Here is an 18,874-nt window from a genome sequence, read left to right on the forward strand (position 1 = left end):
TCGTTGACCATGAAGCTGGCACAGCGGGAGTTCGACCAGCGCTTTCGCGGCTCGATGCTCGGCTGGTTTTGGGCTCTCATCGCCCCTCTCGCGATGCTGGCGGTCTTCTCACTCGTGTTCGGCGTGATATTTCAGTCTCGCTGGCAACGGCCAGGCACAGAGGTCGAGGCCGAATATGCATATCCGCTCCTGCTATTCTCCGGCCTCATCATGTTCAACTTCTTCGGCGATCAGTTCAATCGGGCACCGAATCTGGTCCTGGAGAACGTCTCTTACGTCAAAAAAGTCGTGTTCCCGCTCGACGTCCTGGTTGTGGTCAGCATGCTGACGTCCCTGGCCACGGCAGTCATCTCGTTCGGCGCTTTTTTGCTCATCTACCTATTTATGCATGGCCTGCCCCCGGCAACTATTTTGCTCCTCCCCTTGGCGCTATTGCCACTGGCGATGATCACGATGGGAATAAGCTATTTACTGGCGTCGCTCGGGGTTTTTCTGCGCGACCTCAAGCATATCACCCCGCCATTGTCGACGGCGATCATGTTCATGTCCTCTGTCTTCTACGACCCCGCAAGCCTGCCTGAGCCTTATAATTGGTTAATCACATTGAACCCCATCACGCCGGCGGTAAATCTGATGCGTGACTTTATCTTCTGGGGACACGGTCCTGATTTGCTCGGCTATGCTGCCTATCTCGTTTTCGCCGCTATCGTCCTGCTCACTGGGCATGTATTTTTCAGCCGCACAAAGAAAGCATTTGCTGATGTTATCTGAGGTGGTGATCGATGCAGCGGGGCTGGGCAAGGCGTATCTGATCTATGCTAAGCCGCAGGATCGGCTCAAGCAGATGCTATTCCGGCATCGGCGGTTCTATACCGAGTATTGGGCGGTCCAGAATGTGGATATCCGCATCGCCCGGGGTGAAACCGTGGGCATTGTCGGGCGCAACGGGTCGGGCAAGTCCACGCTACTGCAGATGATTGCCGGCACGCTTACCCCCAATTCGGGTACGCTGAACGTGAGCGGTCGGGTAGCGCCGCTGCTCGAACTGGGTGCCGGGTTCAATCCCGAATTCACGGGCCGCGAAAATGTGCGGCTATCCGCGGCTATTCTTGGTCTGTCCAATGCGCAGATTGCCGAACGCGAGGCAGCAATCCTGGAATTCGCCGGCATTGGAGATTTTGTTGACCAGCCAGTGAAAACTTATTCCTCAGGCATGTATGCCCGCCTGGCCTTTGCCGTGGCCGCGCATGTCGACGCCGACATTTTGATCGTCGATGAAATCCTGGCGGTGGGTGACGCGGCATTCACGCAGAAGTGCATGCGCTTCATCCACCGATTCAAGGAGCACGGCACCATCCTCTTTGTCTCCCACGACACCGGCTCGGTCAACGCCCTGTGCGACCGGGCGATCTGGATGGAGAATGGCCAGGTCCGAGCCGAGGGCGAAGCGCGCGACATCTCCCTCGCCTATCAGGCGGCATTGCACGGCGAGGCCGATGGCAAGGCTTTTTCCATCACCGGCCGCCGCCGCGATATGCCTCGGTTACGCCAAGATGTACGACACGACCTCATCAGCGCCTCCACGAAACGCAACGAAATTGAAGTTTTCGAATTTGATGTCAATGCGCCTGCTTATGGTGCGGGTGGCGCACGCGTCGAAAACGTTGCAGTGGTTGATGCCGACGGAAAAGCGACATCGGTCATTGTCGGTGGCGAAGAGGTGGCAATCCGGGTGGATTGCCTAGCCGAGACCGCCATTGCGCAGCCTATTCTAGGCTTCATCGTGAAGAATGACCGAGGCATCAACCTTTTCGGTGAGAATACCTATTTGTCCTACGCCGATCAGCCGGTCGCCGTTCCCGCTGGGTCGCGTTTTAGGGCCGAGTTCGCCTTGAGGCTGCCTTATTTTCCGACTGGAAACTATACCGTTGCGGTCGGACTGGCCAATGGCACTCAGGTTGAGCATGTAATGCACCACTGGGTGGACGATGCGCTAACATTCCGCTGCGAGAGCAGCCATATCACGCATGGGGTCATCGGCCTGCCGATACATGGAATATCGCTGTCATCGCTCTAGAACGTGGCGGCGACGCGCGACAGACCAGCGGTCGGCTAGCAGGCTAAGTGCGAAGACAGGCGATAGTGATGAATTCCGGTAAATTGCTCCAAGACCATTATGACGAGCATGCTGACAAGGTCTCCGACAAGTGGAGCCTGTACCTGGAAGCTTATGAGCATTACCTGTCGCCCTTCAGGGACAAGGATGTCAGCCTTCTGGAGATCGGCGCCCAGAATGGCGGTTCACTGGAAATATGGGCTAAGTATTTCTCGAACGCGCGGGTCATCACGGGTGTCGACATCAATCCCGATTGTGCCAACCTGACCTTTGACGATGCCCGCATTCGCCTGCTGGTCGGCGATGCGAGCACTGAGGAAACATCCGCCCAACTGTTCGAGACCGTAGGCTCATCCTTTGACATCATCATCGACGATGGCTCGCACAGATCCTCGGACATCGTGAAGTCGTTCGCCACGTATTTTCCGCGCCTGGCGCCTGGCGGGATCTATCTGATGGAAGACGTTCACTGCAGCTATTGGGTTGAACTTCAAGGCGGATTGTACAATCCCCTAAGTTCCATCAGCTTCGGCAAGAAGCTTGTCGATCTTTGCAACCACGAACACTGGCGCGAGAATTTGTCACGCGAAAAGTTTCTCGATGCTTTTGCCTCAGCCTACGATACTTCCTTTGCCGATTCAGATCTGGACGAGATCGACAGCGTCGAATTCTCCAACTCATTGATCGCTGTCCACAAGGGCAGGTGGCAGACCAAAGGGCTGGGCCGACGTCAGATTGCAGGGCAAAACTCCAGCGTCATTGCCGCATCCGTGCTGACCAACAAAAGCATAGACCAACTCAGAGCCGAACACGCGGAACCTGTTGCGTGGACGCAGCCGATCGAACTGGTTGTCGATGGGTTCAGGGCAGAGGCAGAGGCATTGCGCTCACGCGTGTTCGAAGCCGAAGCGGCGGCGCAGACTGGAAGCGCGCAGCTTGCGCATGTAGCGACACTGGGGAGCGCCGTGATGAGGCGCATCATCGACCGTAACCTTGACCTTGCGGTACTGAGCAGCGGCCTGTTCGATGTGGATTACTACCGCGCCCAGTCTTCTCTGCCACTGGCCAGCCAGGCCGAGCTTGTGCGGCATTATTTGTCGGTTGGCGAGCACTCGGGCCTGCGGCCTTCGGAATCGTTTGATCCAGCCTTCTATGCGCAGGTCAACCCCGATGTTGTAGCGGACGGCTTCAATATGCTCCTCCACTACATAAGCCATGGTCAATGGGAGGGGCGCCCGCCCGTGACGACCCAAGTAGTCAGCGCAGAGGGCACATAATCGCGTGTGCGGGCACTACCGCGCGGAGTTAATTCCTCACATCAGGCTCCGCAGCGGGTCGAGTATATTTACCCCGGAAGCACACCTAACCGAGTTACGCCCGTCAACCCACCAGTTTACCTGGGCTGATCACTCGATTTTTTCGCGGCGTTTTCCGCAGAACGGATCGTCGGCAGTTTTTCTACCCGTGGTGGGAAAGCTATTGAATAGTCGGGATCATTCAACGACAAATTTGGGGAGTAGAATGGATCTTTCCCAATCTCCAATTTCCATTCTTTGAGCATATAGTCCACTTCTCGCTGGAACCGGGCCAATTTCTCAGGGTTGTCTTCTCGACCCCGAGAAACGCTTTCCAAATGATAAAGCTCTGCATAGGGCGTGAACACATTGCGATATCCGAGTCGCTGCACTCGCAGGCATAGATCTACGTCGTTAAATGCCACCGCGAGGTCACGTTCGTTAAGGGCGCCAGCCTGTTCAAAAACACTTTTGTGGATCAGCATGCATGCGGCTGTTACCGCTGAGCAGTTGTGGCTCACACGCATGCGGCCAAAGTATCCATGATTGCCTATGTGAAATCCTAGATGCGAATGATTGGCGACGCCGCCTACACCAATTACGATGCCGGCATGCTGAAGGGTGTCGTCCGGGTACAGCAGCTTCGCGCCGACACAGCCGATGTCCTGTTGTGCAGCAAACGACACCATTTCGCCGAGCCAGCCGGGAGAAATCACTTCAATATCGTTGTTGATCAACCCAATGATGTCTCCCTTGGCCCGTGAGACGGCAAAATTGTTGATGGCCGAATAGTTGAAGGGTTTGTCATAGAGCAGGACGCGCACTTGCGGGTTACCTGCGAAACTCTCGAACCACGCGATGGTTTCGGGCTCGACCGATCCATTGTCGACGATGAGAATTTCGTAGTTGCGATAAGTCGTCTTTTCTAGGATCGACTCCACACAGCCCTGGATCAGATTGAGACGATCGCGGGTCGGGATGATCAACGACACGAGTGGTTCGGGCGACGAAATCTGATGCCGGTAGCGGTAAAATGGCAGGCCCTCGAGTGGCTCGACCTTGGCATTGCGCCCACTCCTATCGGCGTGCTCCTGCAACGCCTTCAACCCTGCCGTATAGGCGTAGCTCTTGGCGCTGCCGGCGCTGGCCGTTGAACCCTCCGCAGCGCGCCAATGATAGAGGATTTTTGGAATGTGCCGGATCTGCCCGGGTTCGAGCTTTTCGACGACGCGCAGATTGAGGTCGTAATCCTGACTGCCCTCGAAGCCCTTTCGCCACCCGCCGGCGGCACGGACCAGGTCCGTGCGATGCACGGTGAGGTGGTTGAAATAGTTCTGCGACCGCAGCAGCTCGAGGGAAAAATCGGGCTTGAAAAACGGATCGTATCGATCTCCCTTACCGTCGATCTTGTCCTCATCGGAATAGATCAGCCCTGCATCGGGATGCGCCGCTATCTCGAGGGCAACCTCCAGCAGAGCATGGGGCCGAAGGACGTCGTCATGGTCCAGCAGTGCAAACCAGTTTCCGCGGGCGATCTCAAGAGCGCTGTTGGAGGCTTCCGAGATATGCCCATTCCGCTTCCGAAAGACCACTTCGATGCGCGGGTCCTTTGCTGCGTAGCTTTCGAGAACCGTGCGGACGTCCGGCTGGGTGGATGCATCGTCGGCGATACAGAGCTGCCAGTTCTGGTAGGCTTGGTTCCGGACGCTGTCGATTGCGTCGATCAGCAGCTCCTTGGGGGCATTATAGACCGGCATCACGACCGAGATCAGCGGTGGCTTTGGCAGTTCCCGGGCCATGCCCTGCAGCAGCTCTATCTCAGCATTGCTGAAGGTGTCGTAGCGCCGAACCCATTCGGCATAGCCGGTGCCGGTCAGCCCCAGAATTTCACGTGACAGCGACCGGCTTATCGCCTGGCGCAGGCCCGCAATGCCGTCCTTGCGCAACACGGTGTAGGATTTTGTTAGCAGATGGACTGCGTGGTCAAAAGACTTGATCCGCCCTGCAGCGAGCTGCGTTGCGCGTGCGCCACGATGCAGAGTCGTGGAAATTCTTGTTAAGCGGACGCTCCGGACAAAGAGGGTGCCTGGTCCATCATGGGGATCAAGGCGCAGCCGCAGCACCTTTTGGCCTACCTCAAAATACCCTGAGGGATGCTCCATCGACAAAGGGAGATTGACCGTCTCGCTTTCGGAAAAGTCACTGCCGGTGTCAAGGTAGAGCTTGGCATTGAGCCTGTCGGGCTTAAACTTGGCGTTTACGAACTCAAACTTATACATGCCAGGGAGCATCGGCTTTGACAGGGTCAAAAGAAAACGGGGATCGCTGCCGGTAAATTTCCAGCTAGACGGCCCTGCCTCTGTCGTGCGTGTCTCAATGTCGCCAATAGGGACCAGGTCAAATTTGATAGGTGTCGGCAGAATGTGCACTTCTCGGCCTCTATATAGTTGACGCGCTCGAGAACCGTGCCACAGCGTCGCTCCAGTCAGTCAGACGATGGCCGAAGGTTCGAGTGAAGCGATCCGTGTTCAGCCGCGAATTGGCCGGTCGCCTAGCCGGTGTTGGATAGTCTGCGGTCGTTATCGGTTCGACCCGAGCCGATGGTCCGCCACGCGCAGCCGATTGGGCGAAAACCTCCGCCGCAAAGCCCGCCCAGGTGGTGGCGCCGCCATTGGTCAGGTGAAAAACCCCGCGCCAGTCGGCACCATCGGGGTTGGTTGCAATAGTGAGGCAAACGGCCAGGACGGCTTCGGCAATATCGGGTGCATAGGTGGGCGTGCCATATTGGTCCGCCACGACCCGCACCACGTCACGGTCCGCGGCCAGCCGCAGCATCGTCCGAGCAAAATTGGTGCCCCAAGGCGCGTATACCCAGGAGGTGCGCAGCACAACATGGGCCGGATTGGCGGCCGCCACCGCCTGCTCACCGGCCAGCTTGGACGCGCCATAGACCCCGGTGGGGCCTGTTTCGTCGCCCTCTACATAGGGCTCGGTCTTGTCACCACTAAACACATAGTCCGTCGAAATATGCACAATCGGCAAGCCGGCTTCCGCCGCTGCGGCTGCGACACTACCGGCGCCGTCGCGGTTGATCGCGAAAGCCAGCTCGGCCTCGCTCTCAGCTTTGTCGACCGCTGTATAGGCAGCAGGATTGACGACAATATCGGGCTTGTGGCGAGCAATGGCCGCGCGGATCGAGGCGGGGTCGGTCAGATCGAGCTCGGGGCGACCAACGCAGCTGACCACGACGTCACCCGATCCGGCCAGTGCTATCGCCCGGGCAACTTGGCCATCACGGCCGGTCACGAGAAGCTTCAAAACCATTTCAGGCCACCCGGCCCATGCGCTCTCCAGCGTAATTCTTGTCGCGGATAGGTCTCCACCACGCCTCGTTGGCAAGGTACCAGTCAATTGTCTTGGACAGGCCGCTGTCGAAGGTTTCTTGCGGACGCCAACCAAGCTCCCGCTCGATCTTAGCGGCGTCGATCGCATAGCGCCGGTCATGACCGGGGCGGTCTGACACGAAGGCGATAAGGTCACGATAGCTCTTGCCGTCCGCACGCGGTCGCTTGGCGTCGAGCAGGTCACAAATCGTCTCAACGACTGAGAGGTTGGTGCGCTCGGCACGGCCGCCGATATTGTAACTCTCGCCGGGCACGCCGTTGGTTGCCACCAGCGCCAGGGCGCGTGCGTGATCCTCAACATATAGCCAATCGCGCACGTTGGCGCCCTTGCCATAGATCGGCAGGGGCTTTTCATGCAAAGCGTTCAGGATCACGAGCGGGATCAGCTTCTCGGGGAAGTGGTATGGGCCGTAATTGTTCGAACAGTTGGACAATACCGTGGGCAGTCCATACGTGTGGTGCCAGGCCTGCACCAAGTGATCTGACCCAGCTTTGGATGCCGAATATGGCGATGATGGCGCATAGGGAGTCGTTTCGGTGAAGACGCCACTGTCGAATGGCAGGTCACCGAACACCTCGTCCGTCGAGATATGGTGAAACCGGAACGTCTCCTGCCGGTCGCTCGACAGTCCACGCCAATGCGTCAGCGCGGCGTCCAGCAGGCGAAATGTCCCGACTAGATTGGTTTCGATAAACGCCGCAGGGCCGTCAATCGACCGATCGACATGGCTTTCAGCGGCGAGGTGCATCACGTGAGTGATGTCTTCCCTGCGCATGATATCCAGAATGGTATCGCCGTCGCAGATGTCGGTTTGGTAGAACCGGTAACGTCCGGAGCCTTCTGCGCTGGCGACCGAATTCAGGTTTCCTGCATAGGTCAACTTGTCGACATTGACGACAGTCGCTTCATCGCGCCCTGCAAGCAATCGAATCACTGCCGAACCAATAAAGCCAGCTCCTCCGGTAACCAGAATTCGCAAAGTAGAAAACTCCCGGCGATCAATTTTGACCCGTCTACCCTGTGACCCCTTCCTGGGCAAGTCGGAACAGTCAGTCGTCAGATCAATTGGCTCAGATTGGGTTGCGGATTAGCGGAGCGTCGGCCTCGTCTTGGGTTGATGTTATGCGGCGATCTTGCGATGTTGCAAGTGCAGATAGAGCTGGCTCGAGAAATCTGGACAGGGGAATGAGTGGATTTTCTGCCTGACTGCGGCCAATATTTGCCGCGAACTTGAGAGACCATTAAGAGACTACCCCGCCGCAACCACGCACTGGCGTTCAAGGCGAAGGTGGCTCTGGCGGTACTCAAGGACGAGAAAACCCCGACCGATTTGGCGCAGCAGTTCGATGTGCACGCTAAGCAGATCGCGCAATGGCGCGGTCAACTTCTGGAGGGCGCCGATGTGTTTGGTCCAGCGGTAGACCTCAAGAAGGCGCGAGTATCCATCGGCCCTTACTGTTTGGGCGGTCAGGATGTCGCTGAGTTCACTGGCCTTGATCTACACCCAGCATCCCAAAACTTGGTGTCGACCTCAGTGCTTCGTCCCAAAACGAGCCATATGCAATCAGACGGTCTCTTTTGTTCACCTAGAAAATCCACCAACCCCGCCTGCGGAGCGATGACAAAGCCATTTCTGGCTGTTGCTTTGTCGCTAGCACATGTACACCGCAAAACGGATCCAGTTTTTTTGGTACGGCGTTCTGCCCCAATATCGTTCGAAAGAGTATTTCGCCTTCGGGGTGATGGTCGCGACCCCTAAACGCCTTGACGGATCTTTCAAGACACCGCCAGCACAGTGCGACCTAACGCTGACCGCGCTCGTCACAAACGCTGGAGCAGTGACAAGTTGCATTGTCCCGTCGTGCCTCCCGCGAAGAGCGTTTTTCATGGCGCCAATATCGTCAGCGTGATAAATACCCTTCGAATCCAATAGATTGGCTGTGCATGTCTGGCATCGACCGAAAGTGTGCCGATCGGGCTTCTATGGATAGCAAAGATGATTGACCAAGTACGCGTCCGGATCCTGGCCATGCCTCGCCGTTGGAAGCAGGCGGTCCTCATCATTTTTGACTTCGCGTCCCTATCGATTGCAATGTGGACCAGCTTCAGCCTGCGCTACGATAGTTGGTATCTGCCCTCCAACTTAGATCATTGGGCGATCGTCGTGTCTCCGTCCATTATTGCGGTGCCCATATTCATTAGAATGGGACTTTATCGCGCCATCGTCCGCTATATTCCCGAGCGAGCCATGTGGACGATTCTTCAGGCAATGCTCGCGGTGACTGTTGCCTGGGTCTTGCTGGTTTTCCTGTCCCAAATGGCCAGCCGGTTCGTGGTGCCCAGGTCTGTTCCGGTAATTTTCTTTGGCATCGGAACCTTTATCGTCGCAGGCAGCCGTTTCGCAGCCAAATGGATATTCCTGCCTAAGCGCGACAGGCAAAATGCCGATCACAAGGCGATAGTCATCTATGGTGCAGGGGAAGCAGGTATGCAGCTCGCCCAATCCCTGCGGAGCACCCATCGCATCGTTGGCTTCCTGGACGACAACTCAAGTATGCACCGTCGTGAACTCGCCGGCGTACACATTTACCCCCCGGGCAATTTGGAAGAGTTGATCAACGAGTACGATGTCCGGGACGTCATCCTTTCCATTCCTTCTTTATCGGCGCAGCGCCGAAAGGAGATTGTCTCGTCGGTGAGTACGCACGGCATCAAGATACGTGCTCTCCCGTCAATCGTTGACCTGGTGACGGGCAAGTATCTCGTCAGTCAGATCAAGGAAATTGACGTGGTCGAGCTATTGGGACGTTCATCAATCCCGCCTGATCCCGAACTCATCCGCAGCATGATCGTGGGCCGGTCTATCATGGTGACCGGCGCAGGAGGATCTATCGGTTCGGAATTGTGCCGCAAGATCGCACGTTGGCGGCCGCAGCGCCTGGTGCTTTTCGAAGCCAATGAGTTTGCCCTCTATCAAATCGAGCAAGAGCTTGCTGACATGCCGGACCTGATTGTCGTACCTGTGCTCGGCTCGGTAACTGAACCGGCACGAGTAGATCAGGCATTGGCGCAAAACGATGTCCAGGTTGTTTTCCATGCGGCAGCACACAAGCACGTGCCACTCGTTGAGGCCAATGCGCTCGAAGGTATTAAGAACAATGTCTTTGGCACAGCGGTCGTTGTAGAAGCTGCCTTTGCCCACGGCATTGAAAATTTCGTTCTGATTTCTACCGACAAAGCCGTAAGACCCACCAATGTCATGGGTGCGACCAAACGGTGGGCTGAGTTGGTCGTCAGTGATATTGCCGCGCGCGCCAAAGCCGCGGGCACGGGTCAACAGTTCTGCGCCGTTCGTTTCGGCAACGTGCTCGGTTCTAACGGATCGGTCGTGCCCCTATTCAAGAAACAGATTGATTTAGGCGGCCCGATAACGCTTACCGACGCCGCGATGACGCGCTACTTCATGTCGATAGAGGAAGCTGCCGAACTCATCGTTCAGGCCGGCGCACTGTCACAAGGCGGAGACGTGTTCCTACTCGACATGGGAGAGCCCATGCTCATAATGGACTTGGCCGAAAATATGATCCGACTTGCCGGGCTTTCGGTACGGAATAGCGCTTCCCCCCATGGGGACATCGAAATCGTCGTTACTGGAAAGCGCCCCGGTGAGAAAATGTTCGAAGAACTGTTCTATGATGCGGCGTCCGCGCAAGAAACCAAACACGCCAAAATCATGCGAGCAACACCTCGCGGACGGACAATAGACATCTCTGACAAGCTCAAAGAACTCGATCGAGCAATGGTAGCGCAGGACGAACGAGCGGCGCGACACCTGCTCTTTGGCGTGGTGGAACAGAGCGGCGACATGCCTCGCTAGCTTCGTCCGGTCGCCACATCTACCAACGCGCGTTCTAGTTGGTCGTATACTAGTTTCGTTGAGTAATTTTCGTCGAAGTAGCGCCTTGCAGCTGCCGCATATTGATTGCGTTGCTCGGGACCCTCGTCAATCATCCGCCCAATCGCGTCAGCCAGTTGCCGTGGGCGTCCTGCGTCCACCGCTATTCCCGCACCAGACTCAACCAGAATTCTGGCGCCTTCACCGTTCAAGGACGCCACTACCGGCTTTCCACATGCAAGGTAGCACTGGACCTTGTAGGGAACGGTCAGTGCAAAGATTGGTGTGTCTTTCAGGCTAACAAGCATTGCGTCGGCGTGGGCGAATAGCTTCGGCATTTCTTCTTCTGGGAAACGACCCAGAAAACGAAATCTGTTGTCCAATGCACGCTCGGTCACCAATTGCCTGACTCGTGCTTCGTCGCGACCACTGCCGACAACCACCACGTGCAGATGCTCATAGTGCTGCAACAGCCCGACAGCAGATATAATCGTATCAAAGTCTTGGCTTTCGCCGATGTTGCCGGCGAACATCAGCCGAAACCCTTCCTGCGGCACGAGGTCGTGATACTCCGGCGCCTCCGCCGAAGACAGAGGGCGGTATGAATCAGGGGCGGTGTTGGGAAGCACACGGATTCGATCATTTGGCACGCCAAATCCCAGCATTTTCTGGCGGAAAGCGGCGCTTTGAACCAAAACAATATCGGCACGCCTATAAAGCCAACCACAGACCGTACTCAGAAGCCCCACCACAAATCGGTTCCGTATCCCCAACGTGAAGGTCGCACTTTCCGGCCACAAGTCCTGCACCCAGTACACCAAACCGACACCGGTCTTCCATTTCTGCAAGACGCCGGGAAGTACCATAAAAATGGGGGAGAGCTGGCTTACAAAGACGACATCCGGTCTAGCCTTGCCAAAAAGCACCTTGACGCCCGCCGCCAGTGGAAACGCGAGATAGTTCAACAGGAGTTGAAATCGGCTGCTTCCACGAGGGACAGTCCTGGCGCGGGTTATACGGATGCCGTTCCAGACATCCTCTCTCCGCTTGCAGTTTGAATATCCCTCGAAAAATTTTCCGGCAGGATAGTTTGGCACTGCTGTGAACACCGCCACTTCGTGTTCACGCCGCATCATCTCCTTAGCAAGATTATTGTTCGACACTTGTTCGGGGAAAAAATACTGGGAGATAAAAAGCACTTTCATTTCAAACTCCGGCCCCTATGAATGCGGCCTCATATGGTCAGAAAAGGTTGTTGGCAATGGTCAAACGCAGCGTACTTGTCTCCGGGGCAACTAGCTTCGTCGGACGCGCACTTGTGAAGCATCTGGTCATGACCGGGCATCAGGTTTCCGCACTCTACCGCGCCGGGGGAACACCTGAGGCTGAATCAGTTCTTTGGATAGCAACCGGTGACCTTGCGAGATCGCCAATTAAACCAGAGATTGGCAAGGGAATTGATGTTTACATCAATCTTGCTGCTCCAAGGCATCCGACGTCCAGGGAACCCAGCGGCATTGCGTCGGAGGCAGCGTTAATTGCCCGTAACATGTCAGATTTTGTTCTCGCAGCGAAAATCCCACGTACCATTGTTATGAGCTCGATCGCCGCCGGTCTTGCCGAGAAGGGCGACATCCATACCCGCCGATATGGAGTGGAGAAACTAGCAGCGGATCAAGTCTTCCTCGATCGGCTGACCGAAGGGACGCAACTGGTCATCCTTCGACCGCCGGCGGTTTATGGGCCAGGCATGCAAAACAGTATGAGCGGGCTGGTTACGATGGTGCGGAAGAGGCTACCGCTACCTCTCGGGCTAGCGAGTGAGCCCCGCTATTATATTTCGATCCGTAACCTCTGTGACCTCATCGAAACGATTGTCGGAAGCGAGGAGGAGCAGTGGTCTGCTGCTAACGGTCGGATATTCGAGCCATCTGACAATCATGCCGTCTCGACCAGCGCTCTGGTGCAAATGATAGGGAAGGCCACAGGGAATCGTCCGCTGCTCTTGCCGGTTCCACTCGGAATGCTTCGAGCGATTGGAGCTGTTAGTGGTCGAGCGGAACTGGTCAGCGGCGCTATCGATCGCCTCGACATGGCACCTTCTCAAGAAATCGAGACCGCCTTTGGTTGGCACTCGGTTGAGGAAATGCCGGATAGCCTGGCCTTTCTGGGGATGCAGTCAGTCCCGCTTGACGGCATCCCCAGAGCCTCGTCCTAGCGCCGTCTGGAGGATATATCGAAAGTCGTCCACCAAGGTGATGCTTTTTGCGTAAGCTGCGTCGATAGCAGCCAACTCATGGGGGCTGGACATATCCACGCCGGAGACTTGCGCTGGGCCTGTAATGCCAGGCCGAACGCCAAACACGCCCAGTCTATCACGCTCTTCCACCAAGAGGTTCTGACTGGGCAGGCACGGACGCGGCCCCACGAAACTCATGTCACCCCAAAGCACATTCAAGAGTTGAGGGAGTTCGTCGAGTTTGGTTTTGCGCAGAACCTTTCCGATGGCAGTGATATGAGAGCCAGAAACCTCATGGCTGGCACGGTCTCCCGTGCCAACCGACATCGTCCGTAGCTTATAGAGAACAAACGGCTTGCGACGCAAACCGACGCGTGTTTGGCGGAACACTGCAGCGCCGCCGTCACCCAATCGAATAGCAATAATGCAGCCCAGACACAGCGGAATGGCTATTGGCGCAAGTACCAGTGCCATGACGATGTCCAGTAGCCGTTTACCGAAGCTTTCGTACATCCTACAGCGCACTCAGTTGAGGTCGTTCTTGCGGATGCCATCCCAGCTATTGGATAGCCTGGCCGTTCCCAGGATGAGACTGACCACGCGCTCGGACGTGTTGGCAATCTGGTAGTCGACAGGAACCGGATGGGGCAGACCTTCTGCCTGCCGCCGAGCGAACATCTTTGTCACGGCGTCAATGCCATCCAGGATTGTATCGCTATCGAGACCGGTCATGATCAGGCAGCCGGTATCGAGCCCTTCAGGGCGCTCGATTGCGTCACGCGGAGTGACGGCCGGAAAGCCGAGAATCGAGGCTTCCTCCGCGATTGTACCACTGTCGGAGATGGCACAAAACGCACGCATTTGCAGATGATTATAATCATGAAAGCCGAACGGCTTCATATACTGGATACGGCTGTCGATTGCCTCGTCGCCGAGCGCATCCAGCCGCTTGCGGGTGCGCGGATGTGTGGAGACGATGATGGGCATATTGTGCAGTGCTGCTAGCGTATTGAGCGCGCGGACCAAGGCGGCTAGGCGCTGGCTGTTGTCCACATTCTCTTCCCGGTGCAACGACACGATAAAATAATTCCGTGCAGCTAGCCCGAGACGTTGCAGCACGTCGGATGCTTCAATCTGCGGCCTGTAATGCTCGAGCACTTCGCGCATGGGCGAACCGGTCAGATATATGCGCCGATGCTGGATGCCTTCGGAAAGGAGGTGCCGGCGAGCATGCTCGGTATAGACCAAATTGAAATCCGAGATGTGGTCCACGATCTTGCGGTTCGTTTCTTCCGGGACGTTCCGGTCAAAGGAACGGTTACCCGCCTCCATATGATAGACGGGAACCTTGAGGCGACGCGCCATGATGGCGGCAATCGCCGAATTGGTGTCCCCCAAGATCAGAACCGCGTCGGGCTTTTCTTGCTGGAGCACCTTTTCGCTCTCGGTCAGAATCTTGCCCAGCGTTTCGCCCAGCGATCCGCCGCCAGTCCCCAAGAAATGGTCAGGGCGCCGCACACCCAGGTCCTCGAAGAAGATTTCGTTCAACTCGTAGTCGTAATTCTGACCCGTGTGGACGATGACCTGCTGTGTGAACTCGTCTAACCGCGCCATGACACGCGCCAGTCGGATGATCTCGGGCCTCGTACCCAAGATAGTCATGACCTTCAACTTGCTCATAGATTATGCTCCGAGAACCTGATCAGCGTACGTGTCCGGCGCCATGGGATCGAACATCTCGTGCGTCCAGAATAAAGTGAGAAGCGGGCGGTCGCCGACGTTCTCTATGGAGTGAGTGTGCAGCGTCGGCATGTCCACCGGTGACGGATTGGCACCACTAACGCGGTATTCCCACACGGGTTCACCGAGCACCCGCCGGATTCGAATGATTGCTTCCCCGTCGAGGACCAGGAAGCGTTCCACTTTCTTCAGGTGAAAATGGTCACCACGCGTCACGCCCGGCTCAGTCCAACTGGCAAAGCTTTGTCCGCCACTGCCCCCTTTGACGGCCTCAAACAAGGTTCCGCGCTTGTCGGTATTGAGCTTCAACGGCCGCGGAAAGGCGCTCGGATAGAGCGCAGCTCTGTAGCTGTTGAATAGCGCAACTTCAAAATCCTCGCTCAATGACGGAAAGACATTGTTACCGTAACTCTCATGAAATCCTCGCAGAATTTCGTACAGCGCTGGCACACCGATTGTCCGGCTTGACGGGAAAATATCTCCCGTCGCGCCAGCGGCTCCCGCGTCTATCGCAATCTGCGCAGCCGCACCTGCATGCAGCAGATACACGACCCCATTGGGATTGATTGTAGGTGTCTCGCCTTTGATAACCTGGTCAATGAGGGTCGCAGTGACATTGTTGTAGTAGGGCCGCGCGCATTCGCCAAAAATGTGCGGCAGTATCAGGTTGGTGAACCCCAGACCCGACGCGGCAAATTGCTCGGCGGCTCCGCGCTTCGAACGGCCATACGGTGAATCGGCTATAGCGTGGGTCGAATTGGCATAAACAATTTGCGGACGCGACTGTGCCTGGCTGATGGCGGCCAGCAGTGCCGTGGCAATTCCGGGGTTTACCGATTCCACTTCATCCTGCGGGCCACGGTTGACGCCGGCGAAATGCAAGATGACATCGGCGCCTGACACCGCCCGGGCCAACCCCTCTGCGTCGGCGAAGGAGGCGCGATCCAGAAGCACTAGGTCATATGGCTGCTCTTCACCCTTGAAGCGGGCTGCGCAGTTCGCCGCATGCAATCTCGCGCTGGCGTGCCAACCGATCAGGCCGCCAGCGCCGGTCACGACGATTCTTTTCATCGCGACGCCATCCAGGTCTCGACTTCGTTCCGGACCTCGGGCAACGACATGAGCAGCCGCTTTACGCCCTCGACATCCAAGCGCTCGGTATTGTGTGAGTGGTAATCTTCAAGCGCGACTACGGCTTGGTCGCCCTCACTGAAATAGGCCTTGTAGTTAAGATCGCGCGAGTCCATGCGGATGCGATAGTAGTCGCCCATATCGTCGCTCTGCGACAGCTCTTGGGCGCTGGCCAGGGTTTCGTAGAGTTTTTCGGCGTGTCGCCAGCCAATGACCTCGACCGGGTGATCGGGAACGCCAAACAACTCCTTCATCGCTGAAACCAGATCCGCGATGGTCGAGGCCGGAGCCTTCCGGATGAACAGGTCACCCTGCCGGGCGTGAGTGAACGCATGATGCACCAGAGCCACGGAATCAAGAAGTGGCATCAGGAAGCGCGTCATGGTGGGCACGGTTATCGTAATAGGCTCTCCGGACTTGATCTGCCGCACAAACAGCGGGATGGCCGAACCGCGCGAGTACATCACATTCCCGTACCGCACCATCGAAATGACCGTCTCCGAATCCGGCCCAAGGGAGCGTGCAATGGCCTGCGCCGCCTTTTCCATCATCGCCTTGGACATGCCCATGGCGTTCACCGGAAACACCGCCTTGTCGGTTGAGAGGCAAACGATACTGCGCACCCCGGCAGCAACGCCCGAACGCAGCACGTTTTCCGAGCCCAACACGTTGGTGCGCACGGCTTCGAGCGGAAAGAACTCGCATGACGGAACCTGCTTCAGCGCCGCGGCGTGAAAAACACTGGTCACGCCACGCATCGCGTTGTCGACACTCGCCAGATCCCGAATGTCGCCAATGTAGAAGCGTACGCGTGAATCACGCAGTTGGTTGCGCAATGCATCCTGTTTCTCTTCGTCACGGCTGAGAACGCGGACCTCATCGACACCGGCAGATAGAAGGTCCAGCAGCATGGTCTTGCCGAACGAGCCCGTTCCACCGGTAATTAGTACAACATTCGCCGCCACTTTGATCCTCTTTCCTGTCCACGAGCCGGGCCCGTCTCCGGTTCCGGAGACACGACTTAGCAGATTTGGCGTTACACACCACCTTTCGTCGGTTGATGGCGCAAAAATGAGGGGTCGTGACCATTCTGAGCTATGGGGCTCGTTTGCAGTCCCGAGGTCCGCGGCGGCTAGCCGGTTGTCGATAGGTCCGTTCGCCCGCCAGATCATTATGATGGTCGACTTTGGCGCCCTCACGGACAAGGACGTGCAAAAGCGCGTGATCGAAACCGCATTCGTTGGCCATAGCGGCCTCCTGGATTGCCTGCACCACCCCCGCTTGGCGAGCTGAATGAGCCGATCATTGCCCTTACGGGCTATCCGGGCTATTAGCGTTGCGGCAAAGCTGGGGTTGGTCCATGCGAGTTGGTGAGTCCGAGCAGCAAGAGATCAGGCGCCCAATGCCGATTATCGCCATTGGGGCGCTGGCGATGTTCTCATGGGCATTATGGCCGGGCGAAGCTGCCGAATGACACTTGCCATCTGCGCGACGACACAGTGGTTGATTCCCACCGATAACCAAATCAGGCGCTGCCTTTCATGACTTTTACCAGAAAGCTTGCTGCGGCTGCGGCGCCGACGGCCTCTTACTTGATCGCCTACCTGGGGACTACTGTAGCTGCCGGTCTTTATTATGCCCTTGCGCCTAACGGGGCAGAGCTGATGAGGACCATCAGCATCGACGCACCGGAAAGCGTAATCGCGGAGATTGGGACGCCCCTTTATTACTTACTTTTGTTAGGCCCTCTTCTAATAGTGCCCATAACTGCATTCGTCAGTTATAAAGCGCTATCAGCAGTCGCGCCGCGATTGCTTAATACGATGCCAGATCACCTGAATAGTCTGGCCACCTTGTTTTTAATGGCAATCTCATTTGGATACTGCTTGTTCCAGCTCAACCTTGCGGGCGCCCTTGACCTTGATGTATTTAGTTGCGGCGTAGCGCAGGACAAACTCGAAGTAAGAATGTCGCTACTGAACGGGCTCGGCTACCCGTTTTTCTTCTTCGCCTATGGCGTCAACATGATGCTGCCGATCCTAGCTTACCTGGCATATGGCAAGCAGGGCTACCGGAAGCGGGACTTGGCGATATTCGCCGCGAGCATAGTTGGGCTGGTCGGCATCTTGGCTTTGACATATTCCAAGGCGCCGCTCTTGGTGTTTGTTATTATGATGGCGGCCACGGTAATCGTTTCCAGATCCGCCCTGCGCCATTTGTTGGTCGCTGCGGTGGTGTGCTCTGGGGTTTTCTTCCTTCTGTCGACGTCCGTCTACTCGCCAACTGGCTGCGTAGTGGAATCGACGACCACTGATGCCTTGAGCGATAACGAAACGATAGCTCCACACTCTCAGCGCGTGTTTGCAATGCCCAACAATACGGCACTTGCTTTCGTGCAGCGACTTGTCAGCTTCGGCGTGGTGCAGCGGATGGCTTCCGCCGTCCCGTTCTATATTCATCTGTATCAGGAGCCAGGAACCCAGTGCGGGCTTCATGGGATAATCCGTAAGTCCATAGGCTTAGGGCCACAGAAGTGCGAAATGTCGGTGGAGGTGTTTGAGGTTATGTGGCCGGATACCCCCGTAGTTGGTCAGCAGCCCGCGCCCTCCCATATCGCGGCTTTCGGAGAGATCGGCCTTTGGTGGTCCATTGCAGTGATGGCGCTGTCTGGCCTGTCGCTAGGCTTCATTGGCGCTGTAGCGTCGAGGGGTTCGGGGCCATTCTTTTTGGCGGTAGGCGCGGCTGGTACGGGGTTCGGTTACTACCTGACACAGGTTCCTTTCTTCGCCAGTTTCACCTACCCGCACGGGCTCGTCGCACTCCTAGCGCCAATTTTGGTTGTCGCCTTCTTGGGAAGCATAAAAAAAAGGGCGGCTCGTAACCCCTCGTCACACTAGAGGTTCGCCGCCAATTGCTGTGAAAGGGTCGCTGCCCTCCTCCCGGATAGCAGCGCGGGACCTAGCCCTTATGGCCGCTGGGCCCTTTCGATCCGTGGCCAACAGCGCAGCATGCTCCCCTCTGCCATTCGCTCTTGTCAAACCGGCTTTCTGCCG

General features: G+C 56.8%; 14 protein-coding genes and 1 pseudogene. 7 read left to right on the forward strand and 8 right to left on the reverse strand.

Going from position 1 to position 18,874, the window contains the following annotated elements:
* Window positions 1-9: 9 nt before the first annotated feature.
* The 3 genes from ACX3OW_RS03935 to ACX3OW_RS03945 all read left to right on the forward strand — a co-directional run bounded on the left by ACX3OW_RS03935 (window position 10) and on the right by ACX3OW_RS03945 (window position 3,393).
* Window positions 10-771, forward strand: a complete 762-nt coding sequence (locus tag ACX3OW_RS03935; protein WP_459094798.1) for an ABC transporter permease — start codon at window positions 10-12, stop codon at window positions 769-771.
* Window positions 725-2,077: an ABC transporter ATP-binding protein gene (locus ACX3OW_RS03940; RefSeq protein ID WP_459094426.1), complete on the forward strand. Its 1,353-nt coding sequence runs from the start codon at window positions 725-727 to the stop codon at window positions 2,075-2,077. Before ACX3OW_RS03935 ends, ACX3OW_RS03940 begins: the two co-directional genes overlap by 47 nt.
* 68 nt (window positions 2,078-2,145) lie before the next feature.
* On the forward strand, window positions 2,146-3,393 hold the full coding sequence (locus ACX3OW_RS03945) for a class I SAM-dependent methyltransferase (protein WP_459094427.1): 1,248 nt from the start codon (window positions 2,146-2,148) through the stop codon (window positions 3,391-3,393).
* Window positions 3,394-3,509: 116 nt separating this feature from the next.
* Here the strand turns inward: ACX3OW_RS03945 and ACX3OW_RS03950 are convergent, their stop codons facing one another.
* From ACX3OW_RS03950 to rfbB, 3 genes are read right to left on the reverse strand one after another with little or no spacing between them, the layout of a single operon-like run.
* Window positions 3,510-5,840, reverse strand: coding sequence for a glycosyltransferase family 2 protein (locus ACX3OW_RS03950; protein ID WP_459094428.1), 2,331 nt, complete (start codon window positions 5,838-5,840; stop codon window positions 3,510-3,512).
* 10 nt (window positions 5,841-5,850) lie between these two features.
* Window positions 5,851-6,729 (reverse strand): dTDP-4-dehydrorhamnose reductase, encoded by an 879-nt coding sequence (gene rfbD, locus ACX3OW_RS03955; protein WP_459094799.1) that lies wholly within the window; start codon window positions 6,727-6,729, stop codon window positions 5,851-5,853.
* A 7-nt stretch (window positions 6,730-6,736) separates the two neighbouring features.
* A complete protein-coding gene (gene rfbB, locus ACX3OW_RS03960) occupies window positions 6,737-7,795 on the reverse strand; it encodes a dTDP-glucose 4,6-dehydratase (RefSeq protein WP_459094429.1) in 1,059 nt (352 codons plus the stop codon).
* Between the two features lie 261 nt (window positions 7,796-8,056).
* Here rfbB and ACX3OW_RS03965 point away from each other — a divergent pair.
* Window positions 8,057-8,215: pseudogene (locus tag ACX3OW_RS03965) on the forward strand (transposase); the annotation flags it as partial.
* Window positions 8,216-8,812: 597 nt separating this feature from the next.
* Window positions 8,813-10,693, forward strand: coding sequence for a polysaccharide biosynthesis protein (locus ACX3OW_RS03970; RefSeq protein ID WP_459094430.1), 1,881 nt, complete (start codon window positions 8,813-8,815; stop codon window positions 10,691-10,693).
* Here ACX3OW_RS03970 and ACX3OW_RS03975 read toward each other — a convergent pair.
* Complete coding sequence (locus ACX3OW_RS03975; RefSeq protein WP_459094431.1) at window positions 10,690-11,916, reverse strand: glycosyltransferase family 4 protein; 1,227 nt, start codon at window positions 11,914-11,916, stop codon at window positions 10,690-10,692. The two genes, ACX3OW_RS03970 and ACX3OW_RS03975, sit on opposite strands and share 4 nt — an antisense overlap.
* A gap of 56 nt (window positions 11,917-11,972) precedes the next feature.
* Between ACX3OW_RS03975 and ACX3OW_RS03980 the strand changes: the two genes are divergently transcribed.
* On the forward strand, window positions 11,973-12,929 hold the full coding sequence (locus ACX3OW_RS03980; RefSeq protein WP_459094432.1) for an NAD-dependent epimerase/dehydratase family protein: 957 nt from the start codon (window positions 11,973-11,975) through the stop codon (window positions 12,927-12,929).
* Here ACX3OW_RS03980 and ACX3OW_RS03985 read toward each other — a convergent pair.
* From ACX3OW_RS03985 to ACX3OW_RS04000, 4 genes are read right to left on the reverse strand one after another with little or no spacing between them, the layout of a single operon-like run.
* Window positions 12,891-13,463 (reverse strand): sugar transferase, encoded by a 573-nt coding sequence (locus tag ACX3OW_RS03985; protein ID WP_459094433.1) that lies wholly within the window; start codon window positions 13,461-13,463, stop codon window positions 12,891-12,893. The genes ACX3OW_RS03980 and ACX3OW_RS03985 overlap by 39 nt on opposite strands.
* A gap of 12 nt (window positions 13,464-13,475) precedes the next feature.
* Window positions 13,476-14,630 (reverse strand): non-hydrolyzing UDP-N-acetylglucosamine 2-epimerase, encoded by a 1,155-nt coding sequence (gene wecB, locus ACX3OW_RS03990; protein WP_459094434.1) that lies wholly within the window; start codon window positions 14,628-14,630, stop codon window positions 13,476-13,478.
* 3 nt (window positions 14,631-14,633) lie between these two features.
* The gene (locus ACX3OW_RS03995) at window positions 14,634-15,761 is read right to left on the reverse strand and encodes a polysaccharide biosynthesis C-terminal domain-containing protein (RefSeq protein WP_459094435.1); all 1,128 of its coding nucleotides are present in this window, start codon (window positions 15,759-15,761) and stop codon (window positions 14,634-14,636) included.
* Window positions 15,758-16,786 (reverse strand): SDR family NAD(P)-dependent oxidoreductase, encoded by a 1,029-nt coding sequence (locus ACX3OW_RS04000; RefSeq protein ID WP_459094436.1) that lies wholly within the window; start codon window positions 16,784-16,786, stop codon window positions 15,758-15,760. Before ACX3OW_RS04000 ends, ACX3OW_RS03995 begins: the two co-directional genes overlap by 4 nt.
* A gap of 576 nt (window positions 16,787-17,362) precedes the next feature.
* On the opposite strand from ACX3OW_RS04000, the gene ACX3OW_RS04005 reads away from it, so the two are divergent.
* Window positions 17,363-18,718 carry a hypothetical protein gene (locus ACX3OW_RS04005; RefSeq protein ID WP_459094437.1) on the forward strand — a complete coding sequence of 452 codons (1,356 nt, stop codon included), beginning with the start codon at window positions 17,363-17,365 and terminating at the stop codon, window positions 18,716-18,718.
* Window positions 18,719-18,874 lie beyond the last annotated feature (156 nt).

The organism is Devosia sp. A449, from assembly GCF_054489375.1.

Bases quoted from the DNA above. Each gene is read 5' to 3' on its own strand.
- ACX3OW_RS03995 (WP_459094435.1), bottom strand. From the start codon at position 15,761: ATGAAAAGAATCGTCGTGACCGGCGCTGGCGGCCTGATCGGTTGGCAC.
- ACX3OW_RS04005 (WP_459094437.1), top strand. From the start codon at position 17,363: ATGACTTTTACCAGAAAGCTTGCTGCGGCTGCGGCGCCGACGGCCTCT.
- ACX3OW_RS03980 (WP_459094432.1), top strand. From the start codon at position 11,973: ATGGTCAAACGCAGCGTACTTGTCTCCGGGGCAACTAGCTTCGTCGGA.
- wecB (WP_459094434.1), bottom strand. From the start codon at position 14,630: ATGAGCAAGTTGAAGGTCATGACTATCTTGGGTACGAGGCCCGAGATC.
- ACX3OW_RS03940 (WP_459094426.1), top strand. From the start codon at position 725: ATGTATTTTTCAGCCGCACAAAGAAAGCATTTGCTGATGTTATCTGAG.
- ACX3OW_RS03985 (WP_459094433.1), bottom strand. From the start codon at position 13,463: ATGTACGAAAGCTTCGGTAAACGGCTACTGGACATCGTCATGGCACTG.
- ACX3OW_RS03975 (WP_459094431.1), bottom strand. From the start codon at position 11,916: ATGAAAGTGCTTTTTATCTCCCAGTATTTTTTCCCCGAACAAGTGTCG.
- ACX3OW_RS03970 (WP_459094430.1), top strand. From the start codon at position 8,813: ATGATTGACCAAGTACGCGTCCGGATCCTGGCCATGCCTCGCCGTTGG.
- ACX3OW_RS03945 (WP_459094427.1), top strand. From the start codon at position 2,146: ATGAATTCCGGTAAATTGCTCCAAGACCATTATGACGAGCATGCTGAC.
- ACX3OW_RS03935 (WP_459094798.1), top strand. From the start codon at position 10: ATGAAGCTGGCACAGCGGGAGTTCGACCAGCGCTTTCGCGGCTCGATG.